Raw genomic sequence first — 25,970 nt, 5'->3', positions numbered from 1 at the left:
TAGACACAAAAGAAGGTGTTGACATTTGTCAACACCTTCTTTCTTTGTTACATAAACGTAAATGGGTTTGTGTCTACTTTTGAATCAAATACTTCACAATCAAAATTTTTCGCATCAAAAAGACTTGTTAATACACGCGTTACACCTTGTCTCATGACTTTTTCAACATGATGACCAGGATCTACAACGTTTAATCCCATTGCCATTGCATCATGAGCAACGTGGAAATACAAATCGCCTGTTACATAGGCATCTGCTCCGCTAAATTTTGCGTTTGTAATATATTTGTTTCCATCTCCGCCAAGAACAGCTACTTTTTTCACCGCGGCATCCATAGACCCTACTACTCTAACACCATCCACGTCCAATGCTTGTTTAACATGAGCGGCAAACTGTTTTAACGTCATCTCTTCTTTTAACTTACCAATTCGTCCAAGTCCAAGCGTCTCGCCCGTTTGTTCCACTGGATAAATGTCATAGGCTACTTCTTCGTAAGGATGAGCACTGAGCATGGCACGAATAATTTTATTTTGCTGACCCGCTTCAAAAATAGTTTCAACTTTTGTTTCATTTACACGTTCTAACTCTCCTTTCAAGCCAATGTATGGATTGGCTTCTGAAGAAGGTTTAAACGTGCCTTCCCCTTCAGTTGAAAACGTACAGTCGCTGTAAAGACCCACATGTCCAGCTCCGGCATCACAAATAGCTGTGCGCACTGCTTCAGTATGATTTGAAGGAACAAATACAGCAAGCTTTTTCAGCTGAATAGACGTTGTTGGAACCAGCACTTTTGTCTCTTGTAGCCCCAATGCTTCGGCCAACAAGTCATTTACTCCGCCTTTAGCTATATCTAAGTTTGTATGAGCAGCATATACAGCAATATCATGTTTGATGCATTTCTCTAAAATACGCCCTTCAGGACGATCTGTAACCACTTGTTTTAGAGGTCTAAAAATAGGAGGATGATGAGCAATAATCAAATCCACTTGTTTTTCAACCGCTTCGTCTACGACCGTTTCAAGAACATCTAATGTTACCATTACTTTTTTTACAGGCTTGTTTAACGTTCCAATCTGTAAACCAATTTTATCTCCTTCAACCGCTAAATGCTTGGGAGAAAATGATTCAAATGCTTCAATTACTTGAAATCCGTTAGGGATTTTACTCATTTTAACGCCTCCTCAATTAATGAGATGTCTTGGGTAAGTTTTTGAAGTTTTGCTTTACTTTCCTCGGACTGAGCCTGCTCCATTTGGCTGACAATTTGTTTAAGATGATTTAGTTCATGCGTCCACTTTGTCATAAAAGCAGAAGAGCGCTTTTCTTTTAAAATAGGGCCCATTAACACACCGGCTTCCACTTCACCGTTATAAGGAGCTAAGGCGTTTCCAGGTTCAGCGACGATGACTTCATACATACGACCGTCTTCTTCGATGATTTTTTCATCAATGATTTCCCAGTTGTGTTCAATCAGCCAGCTGCGAATATGATGTGAACCAATATTCGGCTGAAGTACAAGCCTTTTTACTCCTTCTAACTTTGCTTTTCCTTCTTCTAAAATCATCGTAATAAGCGTTCCGCCCATTCCGCAGATTGTAATACAGTCTACTTCATTCGGTGATATTACTTCTAGGCCGTTTCCTTTTCGAACGTCAATAACGTCCGTTAAGCTTGTTTTTTCCACCTGCTGAATAGCAGATTGAAGAGGCCCTTCTGTAATTTCTCCTGCTACGGCACCGCTAATATATCCATTTAAATAAGCAAAACACGGCAAGTATGCATGATCTGAGCCAATGTCTGCTATCTTTGCTCCCAAAGGAATCGACTTTACTACTTCTTCAAGTCTTGTTGATAAGTTTAATTCATTCATTTTGTCACCTATTCTCTATGTGATTACTGTTCATTATTTTAACATAGATAGCTGCATGATTCCTATTTCTCTTCATGTTTTCCTTCTAGCTGAATGCTTATAAAAAATCACAAAAAAAAAGCCTGCTTTATAAATGAGCGGCTTTCCAGAAAATCATGTTTCTGAACTCTATTTAATTTCTGATACCCATTTAGCCATTTCCTTCGCTTTTTCCGGAGGAACCAGCCCGGCCGGCATGTTTCCTTTACCGTTTACAACAATATCTGCAATTTCGTCTTGAGAAACTTTTTTCCCAATTCCTTTTAAGGAAGGACCTACTCCACCTTGATACTGATCACCGTGACAACCGATACAAGTTTTTTGATAAATTTCTTCTGGTTTAGCTGAAGCCTGCTGTTCCGCGCCACCGCCTTCTTTTTCAGCCGCGATTTCTTTTGCATTATTCAATCCGTTGAACGAAAGCGTTAACATTAAAGCAATCCCAATTACCGCAATTAGTAAAAATGGTATTAGCGGATTTCGCTTCACTCACTATACCCCCTTTATGTATTCCCATCCCTAGAAATAACAAAATAGTATAAGCACTTTTATTTTACTTGAAAATGCTCATAAGTGAAAGGGTTTTATTTACATAATTAACTAATTTCTTATTGCGTATCTTAACAGCCAATTTGTCTTGCAATAACCGAGCGCTGAATTTCTGAAGTTCCTTCTCCAATTTCTAAAAGCTTGGCATCCCGTAAATATCGCTCCACGTGATACTCCTTCATGTAGCCGTATCCTCCATGAATCTGAACAGCTTGGCTGGCTACTTCCATACAAATTTCAGAAGCATACAGTTTACACATAGCAGCTTCTTTCGTAAATGGCTTTCCTTGGTCTTTTAACCACGCTGCTTTATACACCATATTTCTTGCTAACTCAATTTTCATCGCCATATCAGCTAATTTAAACTGAATCGCTTGAAACGATGAAATAGCTTTTCCAAATTGCTTTCTTTCCTGCGCATATGACAGTGCTTTTTCATAAGCCGCTTGAGCGATTCCAACGGCCATTGCGCCAATTCCAATTCTCCCCCCGTCAAGCGTCATTAGAAATTGTTTAAAGCCTTCTCCTCTTACACCGAGTAAATTCTCTTCAGGCACTTCAACATCCTCTAAAACAAGTTCAGTTGTATTTGAAGCATGTAGACCCATTTTCTCGTAATTGTCTATTACAGTAAAGCCTCGAGCTTCTGTAGGCACGATAATAGCTGAAATTTCTTTTTTACCTTCTGTACGATTTGTAACAGCTGTTAAAGCTAAAAACTTTGCATAGCTGGCATTCGTAATATAGCATTTACTTCCATTAATCCTAAATGTTCCATCCTTCAACACTGCTTCTGTCTCCGTTCCACCCGCGTCACTTCCTGCGTTCGGTTCGGTTAAACCAAACGCTCCAAAAGATTCCCCAGAGCATAAAGCAGGTAGGTACTGTTCTTTTTGCTCCTTTGTTCCAAATAAATAAATAGGTGCGCCCCCGAGCGATACATGAGCTGAGTATGTAATTCCTGTAGAGCCACAAGCTTTACTTAATTCCTCTACGACGATAGCAAAACTAACCGTATCTGCTCCTCCGCCTCCATACTCTTCAGGAAAAGGAAGACCCATTACCCCAAGCTCACCTAACTTTTTAAAAACATCAAGCGGAAATTGCTTACTTCGATCGCGCTCTAATGCATTCGGTGCTACTTCCGCCTCTGAAAACTCTCTCAGCGTCCGTTGAATCATCTTTTGTTCATTGGTTAATTCAAAATTCATTTTTATTCCCCCTAAAAAAAATGTATACGCTTACATTATTTAATTATAATTCATTTTTGTAAATTTTCTCAACTTTTAAAACGTTTTAATTTTTTCATGTTATAATAGAGAAGTATCAATCAAAGCAAGAATAAAATGATAGCGATTCCATTTTTCGGATATTTAAAAGGAATTTGAACAGCTTATGCTCTGTAACAAAAGAATATAAAGGAGCATTTGCAAAACGAAGGACAATTCAGTAAAATATATGCAAGAAGAAAAGTTGGTAAAAAAATCAATATACTTCTTCAAAATGCGTTTTTATGAAATTTATTCCACAAAAAAATAGATAGCCCCTTTCCTCTAGGAAAGAAGCTATCTCATAAGCGTTATTTACGCTTTTATCTATTCTAAGAAATCTTTTAAACGTTTGCTTCGGCTAGGGTGACGAAGCTTACGAAGCGCTTTAGCTTCAATTTGACGAATACGCTCACGCGTTACGCCAAATACTTTTCCTACTTCTTCAAGGGTACGCGTACGTCCATCGTCCAGACCAAAGCGGAGTCTAAGAACATTTTCTTCGCGATCTGTTAACGTATCAAGGACGTCTTCTAACTGCTCTTTTAATAATTCATATGCAGCATGTTCAGAAGGTGATGTTGCATCCTGGTCTTCAATGAAGTCACCTAAATGCGAATCATCTTCCTCACCAATTGGTGTTTCAAGGGAAACCGGTTCTTGAGCAATTTTTAAGATTTCACGAACTTTTTCAGGTGTTAAGTCCATATCTTCTGCAATTTCTTCAGGAGATGGTTCGCGACCTAAATCTTGTAGAAGCTGACGTTGAACACGAATTAGCTTGTTAATCGTTTCAACCATATGAACGGGAATACGAATCGTTCTTGCTTGGTCAGCAATTGCACGAGTAATAGCTTGACGAATCCACCATGTCGCATACGTACTGAATTTATAACCTTTGCGATAATCAAATTTTTCTACCGCTTTAATAAGACCCATGTTTCCTTCTTGAATTAAATCAAGAAACAGCATACCGCGCCCGACATAGCGTTTAGCGATACTTACAACAAGACGTAAGTTTGCTTCAGCAAGACGACGTTTCGCTTCTTCATCGCCTTCTTCAATACGTTTTGCTAAATTGATTTCTTCCTCTGCCGACAATAGGTCAACGCGTCCGATTTCTTTTAAGTACATACGAACTGGATCATTAATTTTTACACCAGGAGGTACACTTAAATCATTTAAATCAAACTCTTCTTCTTTTGACAGTTCTTGAATATCGGGATCGGCATCGTCATCATTTGCTTCAGATTCACTCATTACTTCAACACCTTGTTCTCCAAGGTATTCATAATATTCATCCATTTGATCGGATTCAATTTCGAAGTTTGCCATACGCTCTGCAATTTCTTCGTATGTGAGCACACCACGTTTTTTTCCGATTTCGGTCAATTGATCTTTTACTTGTTCAATTGTTAAATCTGAATCAAGTTGTTTTGATTGAGCTGATTTTTCAGCCATCAGATCCCCTCCTTCCAAAATTTTAAGGAAAACCTTCTAAAAGTGGGACTAATACGCAATATCGTTTATTTTAACGTTTTTTTTAACTGTAAAATTTCCATTGCTATTGTCGCAGCTTTTAAATAATCTTTTTGACGCTCTGCTTCTTGCTTTTCTGCTTCTTTTTTTTCTATCGCTACCCTTTGTGGGTAAATCAATATCGTTTGGATATAATCATTTAAAGCTTGCTCCGACAATTCATCATTGATTGACATCATCGCCAATTCTGAAGCTAGACTAGACAACGAAGACTCGGGCAACCGTTCGATAAATCCGCTCGGATTAGGCTCGTGTCCTTCCTCGTAATAAGCATACAAATATAGAACAAGCGCACGATGTTCCTCAACATTGAACTGACCTTGAAGTCGGTCTTGAATTCTAAATGCTACATCCTTATCTTTCAACATATGAGCGATCAAAAAACGTTCTGCATTTTGATAAGCCGGTAATAAGCTTCTCTTTACGACTGGTTGTCTATTTATATTATTTCGATTTGGAGAATCATTATCCTTTTTCTTTTTTTCAGTTCGATACACTTGATACTGCTGTTCTTTAAGCGCATCTAATGAAATGGAAAACTCTTGTGCCAATTGGCGTAAATAATGATCTCGCTCTACAGCTTTCGTAAGGAGGCTTATTTCTTTCAAAACGTCTTCAATGTATTGCATACGTTCAGATTCATTTTGTAGATTTCGTTTTCGGCGGAGATACCTCATTTGAAATGCCATAAAGGTCAAGCTGCTATTAATAACATCATTTTGAAACTTCTCTGCCCCATATTCTTTAATATAATCATCCGGGTCATAACCATCCGGCATCACAGCAATCTTAACGGTACAACCTACATTTGTTAAGATAGCAGTTGCTTTGTGCGCTGCTTCAATTCCGGCAGAATCTGCATCGTAGCAAATGATAACGGACTCTACATTTCGGCGAATAATCTTGGCTTGTTCTACTGTTAAGGCAGTTCCCATTGTTGCAATTGCATTCGGGCACCCAGCTTTAACAGCCGAAATAACATCTGCAAATCCTTCAAATAAAATAACCTGCTGATTTTTGCGTATATGTTTTTTAGCGCGGTGAAAGTTGTAGAGTGTGCGACTTTTGTTAAAAATAGAAGTTTCGGGACTGTTTAAATATTTAGGCTGCCCTTTTATCTCTTTTAGCAGGCGACCTGAAAATGCAATTGTTTTTCCTTGCAAGTCAGCAATAGGAAACATAATTCGATCACGAAAACGATCAAAGTACGTTTCATCTTGGTTGCGTTTAATGATTAAACCTGCATGTTCCATCTCTTGCGGATTAAACCCACGTTTTGTTAAGAACTTACTTACAAATTCCCACGAATCTAAAGCAAAACCTATCTCAAATTTATCGATAATTTCTCGTGAAAACCCTCGATTTATTAAATAATCATAAGCATCTTGGCCTTCTTTTGTATTTACCAATAAATGATGGTAAAATTTCTTTAAAAGCTCGTGTGCTTCAATCATTTTATTGCTAGGCTTTTGATTATCTTCTTCATGAGGATGTATCTCATGTTCGAAAGGAATATCTCCTTTTTCAGCAAGCTGCTGAGCTGCTTCTGTGAAGGATAGTCCTTCTAATTCCATTATGAATGAAAATGAATTCCCCCCTGCACCACATCCAAAGCAATGATAAATTTGTTTATCAGGCGATACTGAAAAAGACGGTGTGCTTTCCCCATGAAACGGACAGAGTCCAAAATAATTGCGCCCTTGTTTTTTTAGTTGTACATAATCGCTTATGACGTCGACAATATCTACTGAATGCCGAATACGGTCGATTACTTCATCAGGAATTCGATTTGCCATAGTAACAGCTCCGTATTTCATATAATATTCTTCACTAAGTGCTAAATTCCTGCAAGTTTCGACAACATTTTTTCAAAAGCTTGAATGAAATGCTGGCGATCTTCTTCACTAAATGCCTTTGGGCCTTTAGTATGACGGCCTGACCGTCGCTCTTTTGCAGAAACATAACGAAAGAAAAGCACCGTATTCATTTCGTCGTCATTATAGTACTTTCCACGAGGAGACAGTGCGTAAACCCCTCGACTTACTAACATGCTTGCTAAGCCAGTATCTTGAGTTACCACAATATCCTGCTTGACTGCGTGATTTAAAATATATAAATCTGCGGCTTCCTTTTCTGCATCCACATAGACCCATTTTCCTGGTGTAGGATTTGTTTGCATGTGAGCATAGGAAGCAACAAACACAAGATCGATGTCATATGTATGTGTAAGTTCAACGATTTCTGCTTTAACAGGGCATGCATCAGCATCGACAAAAACTTTACTTTTTCTTTTGCTATAACTCTGTATTCTACATCCCTCCAGAGATTCCTTCTAACAATTTGTTATTTCCTGTAGATGGCATTTGTCGAATACTTTTTTCGATTTTGACTTGACTTTTATATAAATAGTTTATTCGTTCTTAACAAAGTCTAAACCTAAAACTATTCTTTTTTATCACAATTTTTTATTATAATATAAACAACCTATATTTTCTATACTAAAGTCACTTGTTTTTAAAAGTTCTGTCATATTCATCTTTGGGATATTTTCTTAGGCTTACAGCATACAAACATAAGAAAGCAATCTCCTTTATGTTACGCACAGAGGAGATCTATCGTTTATTTCTTTTTGATGGTATTAAGAATGATACCAGCTGTTTCTTCTACGGCTCTGTTAGATACGTCCACCACTTCACAGCCAATCTTATCTACAATCCCTTGGAAAAATTCAAGTTCTTCTTTAATACGACCAATATTAGCATAAATTGCTTTATCGTTTAGCCCAAGAGACTTTAAACGTTCTTTACGAATATCGTTTAACTTTTCAGGACTAATAGTAAGTCCTATACATTTCTCAGGTGATACGTGAAACAGCTCTTCTGGTGGATCTACCTCAGGTACAATCGGAACATTGGCTACTTTCAAACGCTTGTGTGCTAAAAATTGAGAAAGAGGTGTTTTAGATGTTCTTGATACACCGATTAATACAATATCCGCTCTAAGAATGCCTCTCGGGTCACGACCATCATCATATTTCACTGCAAATTCAATTGCTTCTACTTTCTTAAAATAATCTTCGTCTAATTTTCTAGCCATTCCAGGCTCATAGCGAGGAGAAAGTTGATAAGAAGATTGAATTTTATCAATTAAAGGTCCAATAATATCAAATACCTCTACCCCGTTCTTGGACGCTTCTTGAATTAAAAATTCTCTCATTTCGGGCTTTACTAGCGTAAAGCCAATAATAGCATTGTTCATCTTCGCTACTGAAACCACTTCTGAAAGTGTTGCGATGTCCTCTACGTAAGGCACTCTTTTAATTACAAAGTCCGTCATATTGAACTGACTTGATGCAGCCTTTACAACTAGTTCAGCTGTCTCACCTACAGAATCCGAAATGACATAAAGACATGGGTTGTTCATATTTTGTGCATCCCCTTTTTAATCCTTTTTCACTTATAATACTTCATCATTTGCTAATGCTACTAGTAATTTTGTAATATTTGTTTTGGTAATGCGTCCCACCACTTCAAAATTGCCGTCTCCCTCTTTAATAACGGGCATAGCATCAATCTGTTTTTCAATTAAGATCTTAGCAATATCAATTAACAAATCTTCGCGATAGCAATATGTAATGTTGGGCATTCTCGTCATAATAATATGAACAGGAATAGATGTGAGCTCTTGCTTTCCGATACTCGCGCGCAATAAATCTTTACGCGACAGTACTCCCACTAGCTGGGATTTCTCATCCACTACAAAAAGGGTCCCCACGTCTTCTAGAAACATTGTACAAATAGCATCATATACCGACACATTTTCGTTCACAACCACCGGGATAGACTGATATTCTTGCACCTGTATTTTTTTTATTTTATCTGTAAGAAGCTGTGCTCCTGTTTTACCTGTGTAAAAGTAACCTACGCGCGGTCGCGCTTCTAAATAACCAGCCATTGTTAAAATAGCCAAGTCCGGTCTTAGTGTTGCCCGCGTAAGGCTAAGCTGATCTGCAATATGCTCGCCTGTAATAGGGCCTTCGTCTTTGACAATTTGCAAAATTTGTTCTTGTCGTTTGTTCAGTTCGATTGTACTCACCACCTAATCATTAAATGTGACATACTATTTATAAAACATTATATACTTTTTAAGCAAAAGTAAAAGCTATAACTGATTAATTTTAGCATTTTATCTTTTTAGAATGCCGTTTATTTTACCACGGCTTCTCAAAAAAAGCAGGCATTACGCTTACAATAAGCGAAGCTACCCCTTCGCTCCACAGTAAAAAGGGTGTCCCCTACACACTACGAGGCACCCTAGCGACAGCAATTCCTTGCATATCACTGATTATCTTTTCTATTTCTCATCAGACAGCGATTGTTTTAAAGACTCCATCTGATTCAAAAACCGCTTTGTTTTTAAAAACAATCCTGAATATTCTTCGTAATATTGATCAATTACGAACTTTAATTGTTTTTTTGTTTCGGGCTTAACAGAAATAGAACCTAATCGCTTTAAATCAATGTAATAAAATAGCCTTAATAGTTTAACCGTCATCGAACTAATTTTCAAATGATAAGGATCTTTTTCTAAGCATCGATGACAAATAAACCCGCCTTCTCGAATGGAAAAATGAAATGTTCCTTCACCTCGATGGCAGACTGCACATTCATTTAATGTAGGATGAAGACCTAGAACGTTTAACATTTTCATTTCATAAATAAATGTTAAGATCTCTGCATCATACTCTTCGTTCATATAATGAATGGTTTGGTGCAGCAGTTCAAATAGAAATGGATTTGGTTTATTGTTCTCAGTAGCTTTATCCGTTAATTCAAGAATATAAGAAGCATACGCTGTTGTGAAGATATCTTCGCGTATGCTTCTCATAGATGAGATAACTTCTCCTTGATGGAGAGTGCCCATTCCTGAACCTGCTTGTATAAAAAAGTATCCATACGTAAATAATTGTGTGACGGAAGCTAAGCGACTACTGGGCTTTTTTGCCCCTCTTGCCATGAGACCCACTTTTCCGAGTTCACGTGAATAAATGGTGACAATTTTATTTGATTCACCGTAATCATTCGTTCGAATGACAATTCCTTCACACTTTTTAAACAATCATCATCACCGCCATCTTACAGAAGGCTAAGACAAGGGAGAATTGAGACTTTCGCTGTTGTCCTCATATGTTTCGGGTCTTTCTTTCACTTCATTTTCAAGTTCCTTAAAAATGAGATAAGTATCAATGCTACCTGTTTGTGAAAAAATGTTCCAAGTAAAATTCAACATAGAACTCCCACCTTTCTAACCATAAAGATCAGATACATATTTCAATTCCTTATGTTTAGAATAGCCTTCCGACGTAAAATCATGTAACACAATTTTTTACAAATTACCTTCTTTTATGAAGGGATATAAATCGACGCAAACAAGAACACAAATGATTAATATTCGTCTTCTCTAAATCCAAAGTCACGGAGATGCGACGCTCGGTTTCGCCAATCTTTTTGAACTTTTACCCATAGTTCTAAAAATACTTTTGAACCTAAGAGGGCTTCAATGTCTGCTCTTGCTTTTCTTCCTACCTCTTTTAACATCTTTCCTTGCTTTCCAATTACGATGCCTTTTTGTGAATCTCTTTCAACGATAATTGTAGCGCCCACGTAAACAGCACCATTATCTCGTCTTTGCATAGAATCCATCACAACGGCAATAGAATGAGGTATTTCTTCCCTCGTTGCATGCAGTACTTTTTCACGAATTAATTCCGTAATAATAAAGCGCTCTGGGTGATCAGTTACTTGATCTGCCGGATAATATTGCGGACCTTCCGGCAATCGCTGCTTAATTTGATCAAGCAAACGCCCCACGTTATTTCCTTGTAAAGCTGAAATTGGCACAATTTCAGCAAAAGGATATAAGTCTTTATAATTCGTGATAATTGAAAACAATTCGTCTGGGTGAATTTCATCAATTTTATTAATCACAAGGAAAACAGGCGTTTTTGTGTCCTTTAAACGCTCGATAATAAATTCATCGCCTCGACCTAAGCCTTCTGTTGCGTTAATCATAAATAAAATTAAATCTACTTCTTTAAGCGTATTTTGCGCTACCTTCATCATAAAGTCGCCTAATTTATGCTTTGGTTTATGAATTCCTGGTGTATCAATAAACACAATCTGCGCCTGATCTTCCGTGTACACACCCTGAATTTTATTTCTAGTTGTTTGCGGTTTGTCACTCATAATCGCAATCTTTTGACCAATTACTCGGTTCAAAAAAGTTGATTTCCCTACGTTTGGTCTTCCAATAATTGAAACAAAACCTGACTTAAATTCATTATTACTCATGTAAATCCTCCGATGAAAATGCTCCTGGAAGTAATTCTTCCACAGTTAATTCTTGTATGTCATTTTTTAAATTAGTTAATATAACTTTCATTTCTTTTGGACAAAGCTCAGAGATTACTTGTCTGCATGCTCCACACGGAGAAACAGGACGATCAGTATCAGCTACTACAGCAAGTGCTGCATACTCTTTATCTCCTTCTGAATAGGCTTTAAATAAAGCCGTACGCTCAGCACAATTGCACATGCTATAAGCTGCATTTTCAATATTGCAGCCGCGATAAACCTTTCCATCTTTCGTCAATAAAGCTGCACCAACTTTAAATTTTGAATACGGTACATAAGCCATTTCGCGAGCTTTTTTCGCCTCATCAATCAGTCCGGTCTTATCCATTTATCCGCTCTCCTTTTTGCGCTTCTACATGTCTTTTAACTTGTCCTTTTTTATTATACCACGGGGGTGTAAAGAACCAAAAAGAATCCTTCTTAAAACAAATACTTTAAGAAAATAATTCCTCCTATAAGGACAGCAAAACACGCATAGACCAACACCGCGGCTGCGGCTGCATCTTTTGCGTGTTTTGCTAGTATGTGATATTCAGGAGAAACTAGATCGACAACTTTTTCAACTGCTGTATTCATTAACTCCAAGCTGAACATGCCTGCAATCAGAAGCAGCACAACCGTCCATTCACCAGCTGTAATTGACAGCACGGCGCCTAAGAGAAGGACGATGAAAGAAGCTGCTACGTGAATTTGCATATTTCTCTGTGTTTTACAAACATAGAGAAACCCTTCTATTGCATAACCAAAGCTACTGACAACTTTAGCTATCCCTTTTTTATCGCGAGAGTCCATATTGTTCTAAAATATCTTTTTGACGTGTAAACATCTCTTTTTCATCTTCTGATGTTTCATGGTCATATCCAAGCAAGTGCAAGAAACCGTGAACCGTTAAGAATCCTAGCTCCCTCATAAACGAGTGATTGTATTCTTCTGCTTGCTCATGAGCTTTTGGAATCGAAATGACAATGTCCCCTAGGACTCTTGGCATCTCATCTCCGATAATTTGCATTTCATCTTCGCCCATTTCTTCTAGCGCAAACGATATTACATCCGTTGGCTGATTTTTATGGCGGTATTGATGATTGATTTCTTGAATTCGATCATTATCCACAAATGTAACGGATACTTCTGCATCCTCTTGCAGATTTTCATATATAGCAGCTGCTTCAAGCAGCTGCTCAAGCTCTTTTTGCTGTTCTTCACTTACTTCGTTTGTTTCATCAATAAAATCAATAACTAAACTCATACCTTCACCTTCTCTTTTTTTATCTCTGGATATTCGATTCGGGAATGAAAAATCCCATTTAAAGTTTCACATAGTGCTTGGCGAATTAACTCTAGCTCTTTAAGCGTTACGTTACACTCGCTAAGCTGCTCATCCTGCAAGCGATCTTTAATAATATTTCGCACCAAGTTCTCAATTTTTTCCGGAGTCGGATTGGACATTGACCTTACGGCTGCTTCTACACTATCAGCTATGCAAATAACCGCTGCTTCTTTCGACTGAGGCTTTGGTCCAGGATAGCGATATTCTTTTTCATCAATTTTTTCTTCTGTTTGTTCAAGTGCCTTATGATAAAAAAACTTGAGCAGAGTCGTTCCGTGATGCTGCTCTGCAATATCTACAATCTCTTTTGGAAACTTGTGATTTCGCAAAATGGTAGCTCCATCTGTAGCATGTGCGATTATAATATTTTTACTAGTCTTAGGACTTAGTTTATCATGCGGATTAGTAATATTCATTTGATTTTCAATAAAATACTGCGGTCGCTTCGTTTTACCAATATCGTGGTAATAAGCCCCGACTCTCGCTAATAAACCGTTAGCTCCTATCGTTTCGCACGCCGCTTCAGATAAGTTTGCCACCATTACGCTGTGATGGTATGTTCCGGGTGTTTCGGTTAAGATTTTGCGTAATAGCGGATGATTAGGACTCGATAATTCAATCAGCTTCATTGTAGATAAAATGCCAAATCCACTTTCAAAAAACGGAAGCAAACCTATAGTTAAAACGGAAGCAATAACACCAGATGCAATTGACATCATGCTGTAATAGCCAAGCTCTACAGTGCCGATTTGGCCATTTTTAATGAAAATAATAGCAAAGCTGATAATTACGTTTACCATAGCCACAAATAGACCTGCCTGCAAAATCCGTGAACGTCTGTGCTGCCTGCTTAAAAATAAAACAGCAGCAATATTGCTAATTAAAAAGTAGATCCCAATGTTCATATTAAACGAGGTTGTCAATTCACCATTAAAAATAATGCTTCCACAAATAGCAAATACAACGCTTGATAAAATAGCAATACGTTCATCCATTAAAATTCGAATCAGCAAACCTCCCACCGCAACAGGAGCTAAGAAACCAATTTCTGATAAATCAATTTGCTGAAACAAGCTTAAGATTTTCATGAGGCCAATCGTAATGGTTGCTACCAATACATACAACAGCAAGGGCTGATACGTCTTGGTGTGAAATTCACGCAAATAGTAAATGAGGCCCGCTATCATCATTACAATCAGCAAAGCTAACCCTGCAAAAGGCTGAATAGAGTCTTTATTATTCAACAATCCCGCGAGCTGGAGCTGACGATATATATCAGGATTAATAAGCTGATTTTCTTCTACAATAATCTGGCCTTGTTTGATTCGGACAGGCTCCACTTTTTCCACAGCTGCTTGACGGTTTTCAGCTGTTTTTTGTGGATCATAAATCACATTTGGAATGATAGCGAATTTAGCAATTGCATTCATTGAATCCTTTAGAGAATTGCTGACATTGGTGTAAACAAGCTGACTTTCTACTTGATCTTTTTTCTCTTCTACATCGCTAATCTTCACTTGATCTTTCATCACATGATGAACGGCCGTGACTACAGCATCTTTCGCAATCGATAAATCACTGTTAGAAGACTGAAGCAGCTGCTTAATGGTATCTTTTGGCAAGTTTTTTTGAATGTCTTCAGGAAGCTTGTCCTCTAGCATTTTTTGTTTGGTTTTTAATACGGCATCGATACTGTCATCTTCATGATCTTCTTTTTCATATTCTGTATTAACTTCCATCATCGCATCAAAAATAGATGCAACAAGATCGACTTGGTTCTGTGCGTATTCTGTTTTTTGTGTATACACATCTTCAACGGCTTGTTCTGCCTCTGCCCGTTTTTTCTCTGTGCTTTCTTTATCTTCAATGGTAACGGGTGAGTAAATGGTTTGCGGGGAAATAGATAGTAATCTGAGATCTAATTCCTGCGGCTTTACATTGCTATACATAGACGCAAACATCATTACACCTAACAAGGCATATAACCCAATTTGAATTAACCGTAATCGCTCGATCTGTGCCATTGTTTGCTTGATTATCCGAAACGTTGACACAAACGTACCCCCTTTTACAAAAAATAGACCCTATTAAGAAAGGGTCTTTTGGTCAGCTTGTTCGTACGCTTGAATGATGCGTCCCACAAGTGGATGGCGCACAACATCTGACTGTTCTAGATGAACAAATGAAATACCTTTAACATTGGTCAGGATTTTCGAGACAGCCGCTAGACCAGACTGAGCTCCTTTTGGTAAATCAATTTGTGAAATATCTCCTGTAATCACCATTTTAGACCCAAATCCTAGTCGTGTTAAAAACATCTTCATTTGCGCCATCGTGGTGTTTTGCGCTTCGTCTAAGATAACAAACGCATCATCTAGTGTACGACCTCGCATATAAGCAAGGGGTGCTATTTCAATAACTCCGCGTTCGATTAGGCGTTGCGTATGTTCTGTTCCTAATACATCATGTAATGCATCGTACAGAGGCCGCAAGTACGGATCTACTTTTTCTTTCAAATCTCCTGGCAAGAAGCCAAGACTTTCACCTGCTTCAACAGCAGGACGTGTTAAAATAATACGCTGTACGTGACCATTTTTAAGAGCATTAACGGCCATGACAACGGCTAAATACGTTTTACCGGTACCAGCAGGCCCAATTCCAAATACCAAATCATTTTTCTTAATAGACGAAATGTATTGACTTTGTCCTAATGTCTTAACACGAATAGTCTTACCTTTTACATTTTTACCAATCTCTTCTTCATATACATCTTCAAAAAACTCAAGAGAATTTTTCTTAGCTAATTGAATCGCATACACAACATCTCGTTCAGATATGGAAATATTTTTTCGGATAATGTTCAGTAACTTTTTAAGCATTTCTTCCACTAGCTGAACATTTTCTGTACTTCCGGAGACTACAACAGTCTCACCTCTTGAAATGATAGAGACCTGCATTTCTTCTTCAATTCGCTTTAAATTCGAATCTTGTACGCCAAATAATGAAATGGCTTCGTTTGAATCATCAAGTTGTACGTTAATTGTTACTAGCTGTTCTGACATTCATCAATCTCCTTGAATAATTGGTTGAGTGTTCGCAATATTTTCTATAACTTGGTAATGTATTGATAATCTAACTTTACCATTGTCCTGTTCTTGGTGCAAAACTTTTTCACCTTTTATTTTAGCATCCTCACCTAAAGTTGATAGTAATTTTTTTCGACCAATTTCCAAAGCTTTTTCCACCGCCTCTTGTTTAGAATAGACGCGCTGCGAGTTTTGTTCTTCTCGTACAGCAACTTTCTCATACGACAGAGGTAATTTCCATTTAAAAAAATAGAGTGGATGCTCCACTTTTTCTGTCACCTTTGAGGCGTATTTTTCTTTGTTAAAAGCCCAAAGAGGCATTTTAAAAGCTTGAAAATCTAAATAGTGCTTCGTATATCCATTACCCGTTAATACCTGAAAATCAGTTTTTAAAGGCACTTCCACCTCAGACTTATACCATGTTTCACCGTAGACTTTCCCTTTAGCAGCTACTACCTTTTTATTTTTTTCGTTTCCAATAATACCGGAAACTAGGACCTCGCCTTCATTGACAAAATCATTAACCTTGACTAAAGGTTGTCCTTTTTCGACAAACAAATTCGTAATAATGGCTTTCTTTTTAGCAATCAAATGTTGGTAAGGTGTTTTTTGCTGAGGCTTGGGCTCATTTTTTTCAACCACTTGGAAGTGATAAGAAGTGCCGCGCACTTCTACTCCCACCCAGGTAATATTGTTCATATTATCCGTTAAATAGCGCTGAATTTTTTCAGGACTTTCTAACAGAAATTGAAACTCTCCTCTTTTTACACCTATTTTGGCAAGCTGCTTAGTCATTTGATGTTCTGTTTGTGGTTCTGCACCGCTAATTTCCACTTTCCACACCATGTTGGAAAGCAAACCAAGAATAATAAAAAAAGAAAGAAAACCTAAAGCAAATCCACTATTTTTGATCACTCGTTTTGTTAAAAAAGGAAAACCTCTGCCTCTTATAAAATAAATTTTACAATCTGCGTTGCGAATTAGTATACGAATTTTCTTTACATCTTTCAATAATATCGTTGCTGTTGCTAGTTGACCGTCAACTTTATGGACATTCGAAATCATAATCTGTTGTCTCACACAATTATTTAAAAAACGTTCAATTCCTTTTCCAACAATTCGAATACGTACGGTACCAATAACAAAGTTTGTCCATCCATTCTTCATTTTTTTCCTCCTTGTGTTATTGTTCTAAATAAAGAACTTGATTGATTTTACCTTCTAAAACCAGTTCTTCTGGCAGTATTACTTTAATGACCAGTCCTTCACCTCGAATTAACATTTGTCCCTGTTTTAGTAACACGCGTATTTCAGTATCAGAAAAGGCTAATAAACCTTTATGGTTTTCAATATAAATGTGTATTTGTCCAACTAACGTAATACGGGGAAGATCCATTAATACATCAGCGGGTAGTTCCATTGTTTTTGTCATCCATCTTTTCATTTGGTGTCTCCACTTTTTGCTCATAAAAAGAACCCCCTTTCATCTCATGTTTATGAGAAAGGAGGTTAATGTATCACATCTATTTATCGTTTATATTTACGTTGTTTCGATTTTGGAGGCCCTAGAATTTCGGACCATACCACTCCTTGAACAGCTTCTTTACGAGAAATGGGCTTGAAAACGTTTTTCTCACCCGTGATTTTTGGTTTGTCAACTGTGATTTTCTTTTGAATAGACGGTTCATGATACGAACGATTTTTTAGCTCTTCCAATTTTTCTTGCAAAGGATTTGTTTCTGCTGAAAGAACAGTTTCCGGCTCCCTACGAGCTGTTTTTGGCTCTTCTTTGACAGGTCGATATCTAGGTCTTTCCCGCCTTGAAGGATTGTTTACAGGAGGCATAGGAGCTCTTTTAGAACGCTGCTGTTCTTCCTCTTTTGACTGAGCCATAAAACGCTGCACAACGTTAAAAATAATCCCTCCAACGATGACAAAAATGAAAGCATTATTAATAATTAGTTTAATAAGCGTTTCAACGATATTCATTAGGAGAAAACCTCCTTGTTAAGCTGATTCATTATTTCTCATCGTCTTCTTTAGACATTTTTCCAATTGAATCACGCATATCCGTATCAGCAGTCAAGTTTTGAATATTCATATAATCCATGACGCCAATATTGCCAGAGCGCAGTGCTTCTGCCATCGCTAACGGTACTTCTGCTTCTGCCTCTACTACTTTTGCACGCATTTCCTCTACTTTTGCACGCATTTCTTGTTCTTGAGCAACGGCCATAGCACGACGTTCTTCGGCTTTTGCTTGTGCAATATTTTTATCTGCTTCCGCTTGGTCTGTTTGAAGAACTGCCCCAATATTTTTCCCAATATCGATGTCAGCAATATCAATGGATAAGATTTCAAACGCTGTTCCTGAATCCAGTCCTTTTCCTAACACCGTTTGAGAAATCATATCGGGATTTTCCAATACTTTTTTGTGATCTTTTTGCGAACCGATTGTAGAAACAATCCCCTCGCCAACACGGGCAATAATCGTTTCTTCTCCGGCTCCCCCTACTAGTCGATCAATGTTTGCACGAACGGTAATTCGAGCTTTTGCTTTGACTTCGATTCCATCCATAGCCACCCCTGCAATAAAAGGTGTTTCAATAACTTTTGGATTAACGCTCATTTGTACAGCTTCTAGCACATCACGGCCCGCTAAGTCGATAGCTGCTCCGCGCTCAAATGTTAACTCAATATTTGCTCGGTGCGCTGCAATCAACGCATTTACCACACGGTCAACGTTACCGCCTGCTAAATAGTGGCTTTCTAATTGATTAATGGTAATACCTAAACCTGCTTTACTTGCTTTAATTAACGGGTTCACAACGCGAGATGGTATCACTCGACGAAGTCTCATTCCGACCAGTGTGAAAATACTAATACGAACGCCTGCTGCTAATGCTGAAATCCATAGCATAATCGGTACAAAAGTGAAAAAAACAGCTAAAGCAATAATTGCTAGACCAATAACTACAAAAAACAATACGCTACCTACTTCCATTAATTAAGGTCCTCCTTTTTCAAAGGCTCTGTAAGCTTCCGCACCACAACCCTTGATCCCTCTACTTTTATAATATTTACTAACACATCTTTGTCTAAATATCCGCCTTCAGTGACTACATCCACATACTCTTCATCGATGAGCACGGTACCTGAAGGACGAAGCGGTGTTGTTGTTTTACCTTGTTTTCCTATTAATTCATAACGATTTTGATTCGACACGTAGCCAGATTCAGTATTAAGTGAATCATTAAGCACCATTTTTTTGAAAGGTGTAAGCTTTCTTTTAAAAAATTTCATCATCACAAACGCACCTCCCAGTGCCACCACTATTGCAATTACAAGAGAAATTCCCATTTCGATATTATTATCTGTTGACATAAAAAAACTTAAAATGATAGCTCCAAGCCCTAGCAGTCCTAAAACTCCGCCTGGTACTACAATCTCTAACAGAAGCAGTATAATTCCTGCTATAAATAAAACTAGGGCTTCCATTCCTGCTAATCCTGCTACCATATGACCATAGAAAAATAAAAGAAGTGAAGCTATTCCAATAGAGCCCGCAATACCAAATGAAGGCGTAAACAATTCAATTACAATTCCTAAAGCACCAATGGATAATAAAATGGGAACAACAAGCGGATGGGTAAGAAAACGAGCAATTTGTTCACTTACACTCATTTTTGCATACGTCAGTTTAGCATCTTCATAGCCAAGTACGCTCAGGAGATCATCTAAATTTTTTACAGTTCCTTCTGAATAACCAACTTGCTCGGCTTGCTTCGGAGTGAGCGTCAGCAATTCGTTTCCTTTTAAGTTGAGCTCAGGTATTACCATCTTTGTGTTTGCCATCGCTTCTGCATATTTAGGGTTTCGGTTATTTTGTTCTGCTGCGCTCTTCATAGCCGATAACCAATAAGACTGAGCTTTTTTTCCTGCTGCATTTCCCTGTTGGTCAATCACAGCTGCCGATCCCATTGTAGAACCGGGTGTCATATAAATTTGATCGGCGTTAAGTGCAATATACGCTCCGGCTGATAATGCTTTTTTATCGACAAAAGCAGCGGTAGGAATAGGTGTTGAGGTTAAGCTTTTAGCTACTTCAGAAGCTGCATCTACAGCTCCTCCAGGAGTATCTATGTCTAATATAATCAAATCTGCACCGTCATTTTCCGCATCTTCAATGGATCTGTTTAAAAAAGAAAGCAATCCATTTTCTACCGTTTTATTGACAGGAATAACGTGTACGCGCTTCACGTCAGCGGTGCTAATAGTGGGGAATAACCCAGTGGCTAAAATAAGAAAGCACGCGAAAGAAAATAAGGTTTTCACCGAATACACTTCCCTCCTTCCATAGATAGTATGAGTATGTACCTGTATATACGTATAACTTTAACAATAGTTTCAAATTTTTTAAAATTTATCTATTTCTTCTTTACACTCGAAACACAAAACATAAGTTCGATTATTATCCATATAAAAAACACCTTACACAAGGTAAGGTGTTTTTTATGATAAGTGTTGAAGGACAAGCTTATTAACAAGAGAGCCATCCGCTTTGCCTTTTACTTTCGGCATAAGCGCTCCCATAACTTTCCCCATATCAGCTTTAGAGGAAGACTGCGTTTCTTCAATCGTCGTTTTAATAATTTCAGATAACTCTTCTTCGGTTAGCTGTTTAGGAGCGTAAACTTCTAAAACCGCTAATTCAGAATGAATTTTATCAACAAGATCTTGACGACCTGCTTTCTCAAATTCATGGAGGGAGTCTTTACGTTGTTTGAATTCGCGAGAAATAACCGTCAACTCGTCTGCTTCAGTTAGGTCAGTCCCTAACTTAATGGCTTCGTTTTGAAGAGATGCTTTGACCATACGAATGACCCCAAGCTTCTCTTTCTCTTTGTTTTTCATCGCTTGTTTCATATCACTATTTAAACGCTCGAGAAGACTCATAAATCCACCCTCTTATTAGAACTTGCGTTTTCTAGCAGCTTCAGATTTCTTCTTACGCTTTACGCTAGGCTTTTCATAGAATTCGCGCTTTCTTGCTTCTTGTAACGTACCAGTTTTTGAAACTGAACGTTTGAAGCGACGAAGAGCATCTTCAAGCGATTCGTTTTTACGAACAACTGTTCTTGACATTCTAATTCCCTCCCTCCGAACAAAACCACTAACATCATAATGAAATGACATGTTAGACATGTCTTTTGCAATTATAATATAATGATTCCTTAAGGTCAACCGCTTTACATAAAGTAATGCAGTTATTCCCCCTTTATTTTATGAACTTTCTTGATAAAACATTACTCGCTCAGCTGTTTTATACGTATGAAAAAAGCTGCGTAAACACGCAGCTTTCCAATAAGTGTTATGAGCTCATTTTTACCTGATCTTGAAGATGAACCTCATCTAGCACGCGAACAAACTCACCTTCATTGTAAGGATATCCAGCTTTTGTAATTTTAACTTTTACAAGCTTTCCAACCATTTCTTCAGACGCTTTAAACACAACCTTTAAGTAGTTATCGGTATATCCTACGTATAAACCACTTTCAGGGTCTTCTTTATATTTTTCTTCCGGAATTACTTCTAGTACTTCTCCTTCAAACGTTGAAGCATATTCTTTTGCCAATTGATTTGAAAGTTCGATTAAACGATGCACACGTTGATTTTTTACTTCTTCATCAATTTGGTCGGTCATACGAGCCGCTGGCGTACCTGTACGTTTAGAATACGGGAATACATGAAGCTCTGAAAAACCATGCTCTTTAATAAAGTTATACGTCTCCATAAACTCTTCTTCTGTTTCACCTGGGAAGCCAACAATAACATCTGATGTAATCGCTAATCCTGGAAGAGCTTCTTTCAGACGGTTTAAGCGCTCACCAAAGAACTCCATTGTATACTTACGACGCATGCGCTTCAATACCGTATTTGAACCTGATTGAAGAGGAATATGCAAATGACGTACAACCATTTCTGATTGATCTAGTACCTCAATCACTTCGTCCGTAATTTGACTTGCTTCAATTGACGAAATACGAATGCGTTTTAATCCTTTTACTTGAGACTCTAAATCACGAAGAAGCTGGGCAAGATTGTAATCTTTCATGTCTTCTCCGTATCCGCCAGTGTGAATACCTGTTAACACGATTTCTTTATAGCCCGCATCCACTAGCTGCTGTGCTTGTGCTACTACTTCTTTAGGATCACGAGATCGCATTAAACCGCGCGCCCATGGAATAATACAGAATGTACAGAAGTTGTTACAGCCTTCTTGAATCTTTAATGAAGCACGCGTACGGTCTGTAAAAGCCGGTACATCTAGCTCTTCATATACGCGTGTTTTCATAATGTTTCCTACGCCGTTAATCGGCTGACGCTCTTTTTTAAATTGTTCAATATAATCAAGCATCTTAACGCGATCTTGTGTACCTACTACGATATCAACACCAGGAATGGCCATAATTTCAGCTGGCGAAGTTTGAGCATAACACCCAGTTACACAAATAACCGCATCTGGATTTTTCCGCACAGCTCTGCGAATAACTTGACGGCTTTTTTTATCTCCTGTATTTGTTACCGTACATGTATTAATTACATATACATCGGCAGCTTGTTCATATTCAACACGCTCATAGCCTTGGCTTTTGAACAATTGCCAAATTGCTTCTGTTTCATAGTGATTTACTTTACACCCTAGCGTGTGAAAAGCAACTGTTGACATAATCGTCACCTCATTAACTCAGTTTGATAAGATATAGCAGACAGCGCATATAAAGGAGCTGTTTCTGCTCGTAAAATTCGCGGACCAAATCCGCTTATTGTAAATTTATTTTCTTCTAATACTCCTACTTCCTGCTCGGTCAAACCACCCTCGGGGCCTACAACCACAAGCACGGAATGGCCGGGTTTTAAAGCCGAAAGAACAGCGTGCAGATGAGATGTTTCTCCTTGCTTTGCTCTTTCTTCATAGGCTACAACTTTATGAGTATAGTCACCGCTAATTTCTACTAGTTTTTTAAAAGAAATTGGGGCTTCTACTGCTGGTACAATCGTACGATGAGATTGTTCTGCAGCCTCTTTAGCAATCTTGTTCCAGCGATCTACTTTTTTTTGACTCTTTTTATCATCCCATTTAACAACTGAACGAGCCGCAATAAAAGGGATAAACTTATACGCCCCAAGTTCTGTCCCTTTTTGGATAATAAGCTCGAGCTTATCCCCTTTAGGCAGACCGTTCACAATTGTAACATGGACTGGAAGCTCTTTTTCTTCGCTTATCCATTCTATAATAGATGCTTTCACTTCGTTAGCGGAAATATTTTCAATTTCACACAAAGCAGCTTGCCCCTGTTCATTACAGGCAATAAACTGTGATCCTTCATTCATTCTCATGACGCGTGAGATATGATGGGCATCATCCTGTGTCACTATGACACTTTGCTCTTGAAATTGATCATTTGGCAGAAAATAACGTTGCATCTTGACACCTTCTCACTTGTTAAGCTTGTTTTTGCGCAATAATTGCTACCCAGTCTTCCATAAGCGTTACTTCTTGAATAACAAAGCCCGCTCCCGTTAACGCTTTTTTGACATCTTCTTTTTTCGCACTAATAATACCTGATGTAATGAACATGCCTCCTGGCTTTAATACCTTTGCAGCATCGTCTACAAAACGAACGATTACTTCAGCTAGAATATTCGCCACAACAATGTCAACCGGTCCTTCTATACCTTGCAATAAGTTGTTTTGACCTACTGTTACGACGTTCCCAACTTGATTTAGTTCAATATTTTCGCGAGCAGAACGTACCGCTACTTCATCAAGGTCTAGAGCTTGTACATTACTTGCTCCTAACAGAGCTGCGCCAATGCTTAGCACTCCTGAACCTGTACCCACGTCAATAACGGTATCTCCTGCTTTCACTGTTCTTTCCAATGCTTGAAGAGACATAACCGTTGTTGGATGCGTACCTGTCCCAAAAGCCATTCCGGGATCAAGCTCGATAATCAATTCATCTGTGCTTACTTTTTCATAGTTTTCCCAAGTTGGTACAATCGTAAAACGCTCTGAAATTTTCACGGGATGGTAATATTTTTTCCAAGCAGTGGCCCACTCTTCCTCGTTCACTTCACTGATCGTAACTTTGTTAGCTCCTAAATCAAAGTCGTAAACAAGCAGTCCATTAATTTCTTTTTTGATACCATCCACAGTTTCTGCTAAAAAGCTGTTAACTGGAAGATATGCTTTAATCACTACACCTTCTTCTGGGTAGTCTTCTACGTTTAAATCGTAGATTTCACCAAAAGTTGTATCTCTGTCTTTCACTAAATCAGCAGGATCTTCAATGACTACCCCGCTAGCTCCTGATTCATGTAAAATATGAGAGATGGGTTCAATTGCTTCTTGCGCTGTATGAATACAAATTTCAGACCATTTCATTGCTACCAACTTCATCCTTTCTGCCTTCAGTAATATAGGATTTTAAATATGAACATGACAGATGACAGGTTGGCAAAGTACCTTTACCAACCTGTCTCTGTTTACTATGAAAGACAATTATTCTCCTTTAATTGCTCGTTTTACTTTTGCAAAAAAGGAATCATGCTGCTCATCAACGGCTTCTTGACCGCTCAGTTCAGCGAACTCACGCAATAATTGTTTTTGTTTTTCTGATATTTTTGTTGGAGTTACAACTCGAACGTGAATATGCTGATCTCCTTGACCATATCCTCGTACGTTTGCCACACCTTTTCCTTTTAAACGGAATTTCGTTCCCGTTTGTGTACCAGCAGGAATCTTCAACTTCACCTTGCCGTGTAGAGTTGGTACTTCTACTTCATCACCTAGCGCTGCCTGAGCAAACGTTAAAGGCATTTCGCAGTAGATATCGTCTCCATCACGTTCAAAGAATTCATGAGTGCGCACGTGGAACACTACGTATAAATCTCCCGGAGGACCACCATTTACCCCTGGTTCTCCTTGAGCACTTACGCGCAGCTGTTGACCATCATCTACACCAGCTGGAATTTTAACATTAATTTTACGTCGTTTTGTTACTTTACCGTCACCGTGGCACGTTGCACATTTGTCTTTAATGATTTTTCCCGTACCATTACAATGATGACACGCACGTCGATTTACCACGCGGCCAAACGGCGTGTTTTGTTCAACGTTTAACTGACCTGAACCATTACAGTGCGAACATGTATCGACTTTTGTTCCAGGTTTTGCACCTGAACCGTGACATGTTTCACACGTTTCTTCACGTGGAATTTCAATTGTTGTTTCTTTTCCGAAAACAGCTTCTTCAAAAGAAAGTGTCATCGTGTATTGTAAATCGGCACCTTGTCTCGGAGCATTAGGGTCACGTCTGCGACCACCACCACCAAAGATCGAGCTGAAAATATCTTCAAAGCCGAAGCCGCCAAAGTCTGAGCCGCCTCCACCAAAGCCGCCAAAGCCTTGATTTGGATCAGTATGACCAAATTGATCGTATTGTGCTTTTTTTTGGTCATCACTCAATACTTCATATGCTTCTTTTACTTCTTTAAATTTGTCAGCAGCATCTTCCGCTTTGTTAATATCTGGATGATATTGTTTAGAAAGCTTGCGGTATGCTTTTTTTATTTCATCTTTTGTAGCGCTCTTACTGATACCGAGTACTTCATAGTAATCTCGCTTACTCATCAATACTCACTCCCGAATCGTTTCACATAAACGTAATTGTATCATTATTAATAATTCCATAGCAACATAAAAGTTACTTTCTATTGCTCCCGTGCACGCAGAGAGCCAAGTGAAAAACTTTCCCTTTCGCTTTTCCACGTTAAAAAAGTCAAAGCCAAGAAATAAGCTTGACTTTGACTTTT

General features: G+C 38.2%; 28 protein-coding genes. All 28 read right to left on the bottom strand.

The features are described from left to right. Positions 1-47: 47 nt before the first annotated feature. Positions 48-1,169 carry a Nif3-like dinuclear metal center hexameric protein gene (locus AC0C45_RS01920; protein ID WP_171776609.1) on the bottom strand — a complete coding sequence of 374 codons (1,122 nt, stop codon included), beginning with the start codon at positions 1,167-1,169 and terminating at the stop codon, positions 48-50. Continuing rightward, the gene (locus tag AC0C45_RS01915; RefSeq protein ID WP_128819619.1) at positions 1,166-1,870 is read right to left on the bottom strand and encodes a tRNA (adenine(22)-N(1))-methyltransferase; all 705 of its coding nucleotides are present in this window, start codon (positions 1,868-1,870) and stop codon (positions 1,166-1,168) included. The genes AC0C45_RS01920 and AC0C45_RS01915 overlap by 4 nt, the downstream gene beginning before the upstream one ends. 168 nt (positions 1,871-2,038) lie before the next feature. Then, the gene (gene cccA / locus AC0C45_RS01910) at positions 2,039-2,398 is read right to left on the bottom strand and encodes a cytochrome c550 (protein WP_013085044.1); all 360 of its coding nucleotides are present in this window, start codon (positions 2,396-2,398) and stop codon (positions 2,039-2,041) included. 131 nt (positions 2,399-2,529) lie between these two features. Next, positions 2,530-3,669 (bottom strand): acyl-CoA dehydrogenase family protein, encoded by a 1,140-nt coding sequence (locus tag AC0C45_RS01905; protein WP_016765585.1) that lies wholly within the window; start codon positions 3,667-3,669, stop codon positions 2,530-2,532. 384 nt (positions 3,670-4,053) lie between these two features. Next, a complete protein-coding gene (gene rpoD / locus AC0C45_RS01900; RefSeq protein ID WP_013059219.1) occupies positions 4,054-5,187 on the bottom strand; it encodes an RNA polymerase sigma factor RpoD in 1,134 nt (377 codons plus the stop codon). Positions 5,188-5,252: 65 nt separating this feature from the next. Further along, positions 5,253-7,061 (bottom strand): DNA primase, encoded by a 1,809-nt coding sequence (dnaG, locus tag AC0C45_RS01895; protein ID WP_047932595.1) that lies wholly within the window; start codon positions 7,059-7,061, stop codon positions 5,253-5,255. Positions 7,062-7,102: 41 nt separating this feature from the next. After that, positions 7,103-7,573: a YaiI/YqxD family protein gene (locus AC0C45_RS01890; RefSeq protein WP_026106699.1), complete on the bottom strand. Its 471-nt coding sequence runs from the start codon at positions 7,571-7,573 to the stop codon at positions 7,103-7,105. Positions 7,574-7,884: 311 nt separating this feature from the next. Next, on the bottom strand, positions 7,885-8,688 hold the full coding sequence (locus AC0C45_RS01885; RefSeq protein WP_013059222.1) for a pyruvate, water dikinase regulatory protein: 804 nt from the start codon (positions 8,686-8,688) through the stop codon (positions 7,885-7,887). A gap of 33 nt (positions 8,689-8,721) precedes the next feature. Beyond that, positions 8,722-9,360 (bottom strand): helix-turn-helix transcriptional regulator, encoded by a 639-nt coding sequence (locus AC0C45_RS01880; protein ID WP_025750542.1) that lies wholly within the window; start codon positions 9,358-9,360, stop codon positions 8,722-8,724. Between the two features lie 258 nt (positions 9,361-9,618). After that, positions 9,619-10,383: a DNA repair protein RecO gene (recO, locus tag AC0C45_RS01875; RefSeq protein WP_047932593.1), complete on the bottom strand. Its 765-nt coding sequence runs from the start codon at positions 10,381-10,383 to the stop codon at positions 9,619-9,621. A 27-nt stretch (positions 10,384-10,410) separates the two neighbouring features. Beyond that, entirely contained in the window at positions 10,411-10,554 is a 144-nt protein-coding gene (locus AC0C45_RS01870) for a YqzL family protein (protein ID WP_014458193.1), read from the bottom strand. A 155-nt stretch (positions 10,555-10,709) separates the two neighbouring features. Beyond that, positions 10,710-11,615, bottom strand: coding sequence for a GTPase Era (gene era, locus AC0C45_RS01865; protein WP_016765588.1), 906 nt, complete (start codon positions 11,613-11,615; stop codon positions 10,710-10,712). Then, entirely contained in the window at positions 11,608-12,006 is a 399-nt protein-coding gene (locus AC0C45_RS01860) for a cytidine deaminase (protein WP_013059226.1), read from the bottom strand. Before AC0C45_RS01860 ends, era begins: the two co-directional genes overlap by 8 nt. Positions 12,007-12,098: 92 nt before the next feature. Continuing rightward, complete coding sequence (locus AC0C45_RS01855) at positions 12,099-12,470, bottom strand: diacylglycerol kinase family protein (protein ID WP_016765589.1); 372 nt, start codon at positions 12,468-12,470, stop codon at positions 12,099-12,101. Continuing rightward, complete coding sequence (ybeY, locus tag AC0C45_RS01850) at positions 12,454-12,924, bottom strand: rRNA maturation RNase YbeY (protein WP_014458190.1); 471 nt, start codon at positions 12,922-12,924, stop codon at positions 12,454-12,456. Before ybeY ends, AC0C45_RS01855 begins: the two co-directional genes overlap by 17 nt. Continuing rightward, entirely contained in the window at positions 12,921-15,029 is a 2,109-nt protein-coding gene (locus AC0C45_RS01845) for an HD family phosphohydrolase (protein ID WP_047932612.1), read from the bottom strand. The genes ybeY and AC0C45_RS01845 overlap by 4 nt, the downstream gene beginning before the upstream one ends. Positions 15,030-15,092: 63 nt before the next feature. Next, positions 15,093-16,067 (bottom strand): PhoH family protein, encoded by a 975-nt coding sequence (locus AC0C45_RS01840; protein WP_034648869.1) that lies wholly within the window; start codon positions 16,065-16,067, stop codon positions 15,093-15,095. A gap of 3 nt (positions 16,068-16,070) precedes the next feature. Beyond that, on the bottom strand, positions 16,071-17,258 hold the full coding sequence (gene yqfD, locus AC0C45_RS01835; protein WP_016765592.1) for a sporulation protein YqfD: 1,188 nt from the start codon (positions 17,256-17,258) through the stop codon (positions 16,071-16,073). 16 nt (positions 17,259-17,274) lie between these two features. After that, a complete protein-coding gene (gene yqfC, locus AC0C45_RS01830) occupies positions 17,275-17,559 on the bottom strand; it encodes a sporulation protein YqfC (RefSeq protein WP_013059232.1) in 285 nt (94 codons plus the stop codon). A 59-nt stretch (positions 17,560-17,618) separates the two neighbouring features. After that, complete coding sequence (locus AC0C45_RS01825; RefSeq protein ID WP_047932591.1) at positions 17,619-18,080, bottom strand: hypothetical protein; 462 nt, start codon at positions 18,078-18,080, stop codon at positions 17,619-17,621. Positions 18,081-18,111: 31 nt separating this feature from the next. Continuing rightward, the gene (gene floA / locus AC0C45_RS01820) at positions 18,112-19,095 is read right to left on the bottom strand and encodes a flotillin-like protein FloA (protein WP_013059234.1); all 984 of its coding nucleotides are present in this window, start codon (positions 19,093-19,095) and stop codon (positions 18,112-18,114) included. Beyond that, complete coding sequence (locus AC0C45_RS01815; protein ID WP_237892970.1) at positions 19,095-20,426, bottom strand: NfeD family protein; 1,332 nt, start codon at positions 20,424-20,426, stop codon at positions 19,095-19,097. The genes floA and AC0C45_RS01815 overlap by 1 nt, the downstream gene beginning before the upstream one ends. A 177-nt stretch (positions 20,427-20,603) precedes the next feature. Then, positions 20,604-21,047 carry a GatB/YqeY domain-containing protein gene (locus AC0C45_RS01810; RefSeq protein ID WP_013059236.1) on the bottom strand — a complete coding sequence of 148 codons (444 nt, stop codon included), beginning with the start codon at positions 21,045-21,047 and terminating at the stop codon, positions 20,604-20,606. A 15-nt stretch (positions 21,048-21,062) separates the two neighbouring features. Further along, on the bottom strand, positions 21,063-21,236 hold the full coding sequence (rpsU, locus tag AC0C45_RS01805; protein WP_013059237.1) for a 30S ribosomal protein S21: 174 nt from the start codon (positions 21,234-21,236) through the stop codon (positions 21,063-21,065). Between the two features lie 226 nt (positions 21,237-21,462). Beyond that, positions 21,463-22,821 (bottom strand): tRNA (N(6)-L-threonylcarbamoyladenosine(37)-C(2))-methylthiotransferase MtaB, encoded by a 1,359-nt coding sequence (mtaB, locus tag AC0C45_RS01800; protein ID WP_237892971.1) that lies wholly within the window; start codon positions 22,819-22,821, stop codon positions 21,463-21,465. A gap of 5 nt (positions 22,822-22,826) precedes the next feature. Continuing rightward, positions 22,827-23,579, bottom strand: coding sequence for a 16S rRNA (uracil(1498)-N(3))-methyltransferase (locus tag AC0C45_RS01795; RefSeq protein WP_034648864.1), 753 nt, complete (start codon positions 23,577-23,579; stop codon positions 22,827-22,829). Positions 23,580-23,598: 19 nt separating this feature from the next. Beyond that, on the bottom strand, positions 23,599-24,540 hold the full coding sequence (gene prmA / locus AC0C45_RS01790) for a 50S ribosomal protein L11 methyltransferase (RefSeq protein WP_013085059.1): 942 nt from the start codon (positions 24,538-24,540) through the stop codon (positions 23,599-23,601). A 117-nt stretch (positions 24,541-24,657) separates the two neighbouring features. Continuing rightward, a complete protein-coding gene (gene dnaJ / locus AC0C45_RS01785; protein ID WP_013059241.1) occupies positions 24,658-25,788 on the bottom strand; it encodes a molecular chaperone DnaJ in 1,131 nt (376 codons plus the stop codon). Between the last annotated feature and the right edge of the window lie 182 nt (positions 25,789-25,970).

The sequence above is a fragment of the Priestia sp. VA7 genome (genome assembly GCF_055710015.1).
The sequence above is the reverse complement of the archived record's forward strand: the minus strand, read 5'-3'. Positions and strand labels throughout refer to the sequence as shown.

Coding starts and splice junctions, on each gene's coding strand:
- AC0C45_RS01920 (WP_171776609.1), bottom strand. CDS start 1,169: ATGAGTAAAATCCCTAACGGATTTCAAGTAATTGAAGCATTTGAATCA.
- AC0C45_RS01915 (WP_128819619.1), bottom strand. CDS start 1,870: ATGAATGAATTAAACTTATCAACAAGACTTGAAGAAGTAGTAAAGTCG.
- AC0C45_RS01905 (WP_016765585.1), bottom strand. CDS start 3,669: ATGAATTTTGAATTAACCAATGAACAAAAGATGATTCAACGGACGCTG.
- rpoD (WP_013059219.1), bottom strand. CDS start 5,187: ATGGCTGAAAAATCAGCTCAATCAAAACAACTTGATTCAGATTTAACA.
- dnaG (WP_047932595.1), bottom strand. CDS start 7,061: ATGGCAAATCGAATTCCTGATGAAGTAATCGACCGTATTCGGCATTCA.
- AC0C45_RS01885 (WP_013059222.1), bottom strand. CDS start 8,688: ATGAACAACCCATGTCTTTATGTCATTTCGGATTCTGTAGGTGAGACA.
- AC0C45_RS01870 (WP_014458193.1), bottom strand. CDS start 10,554: ATGTTGAATTTTACTTGGAACATTTTTTCACAAACAGGTAGCATTGAT.
- era (WP_016765588.1), bottom strand. CDS start 11,615: ATGAGTAATAATGAATTTAAGTCAGGTTTTGTTTCAATTATTGGAAGA.
- AC0C45_RS01860 (WP_013059226.1), bottom strand. CDS start 12,006: ATGGATAAGACCGGACTGATTGATGAGGCGAAAAAAGCTCGCGAAATG.
- AC0C45_RS01855 (WP_016765589.1), bottom strand. CDS start 12,470: ATGGACTCTCGCGATAAAAAAGGGATAGCTAAAGTTGTCAGTAGCTTT.
- ybeY (WP_014458190.1), bottom strand. CDS start 12,924: ATGAGTTTAGTTATTGATTTTATTGATGAAACAAACGAAGTAAGTGAA.
- AC0C45_RS01845 (WP_047932612.1), bottom strand. CDS start 15,029: ATGGCACAGATCGAGCGATTACGGTTAATTCAAATTGGGTTATATGCC.
- AC0C45_RS01840 (WP_034648869.1), bottom strand. CDS start 16,067: ATGTCAGAACAGCTAGTAACAATTAACGTACAACTTGATGATTCAAAC.
- yqfD (WP_016765592.1), bottom strand. CDS start 17,258: ATGAAGAATGGATGGACAAACTTTGTTATTGGTACCGTACGTATTCGA.
- yqfC (WP_013059232.1), bottom strand. CDS start 17,559: ATGAGCAAAAAGTGGAGACACCAAATGAAAAGATGGATGACAAAAACA.
- AC0C45_RS01825 (WP_047932591.1), bottom strand. CDS start 18,080: ATGAATATCGTTGAAACGCTTATTAAACTAATTATTAATAATGCTTTC.
- floA (WP_013059234.1), bottom strand. CDS start 19,095: ATGGAAGTAGGTAGCGTATTGTTTTTTGTAGTTATTGGTCTAGCAATT.
- AC0C45_RS01810 (WP_013059236.1), bottom strand. CDS start 21,047: ATGAGTCTTCTCGAGCGTTTAAATAGTGATATGAAACAAGCGATGAAA.
- rpsU (WP_013059237.1), bottom strand. CDS start 21,236: ATGTCAAGAACAGTTGTTCGTAAAAACGAATCGCTTGAAGATGCTCTT.
- mtaB (WP_237892971.1), bottom strand. CDS start 22,821: ATGTCAACAGTTGCTTTTCACACGCTAGGGTGTAAAGTAAATCACTAT.
- AC0C45_RS01795 (WP_034648864.1), bottom strand. CDS start 23,579: ATGCAACGTTATTTTCTGCCAAATGATCAATTTCAAGAGCAAAGTGTC.
- prmA (WP_013085059.1), bottom strand. CDS start 24,540: ATGAAATGGTCTGAAATTTGTATTCATACAGCGCAAGAAGCAATTGAA.
- dnaJ (WP_013059241.1), bottom strand. CDS start 25,788: ATGAGTAAGCGAGATTACTATGAAGTACTCGGTATCAGTAAGAGCGCT.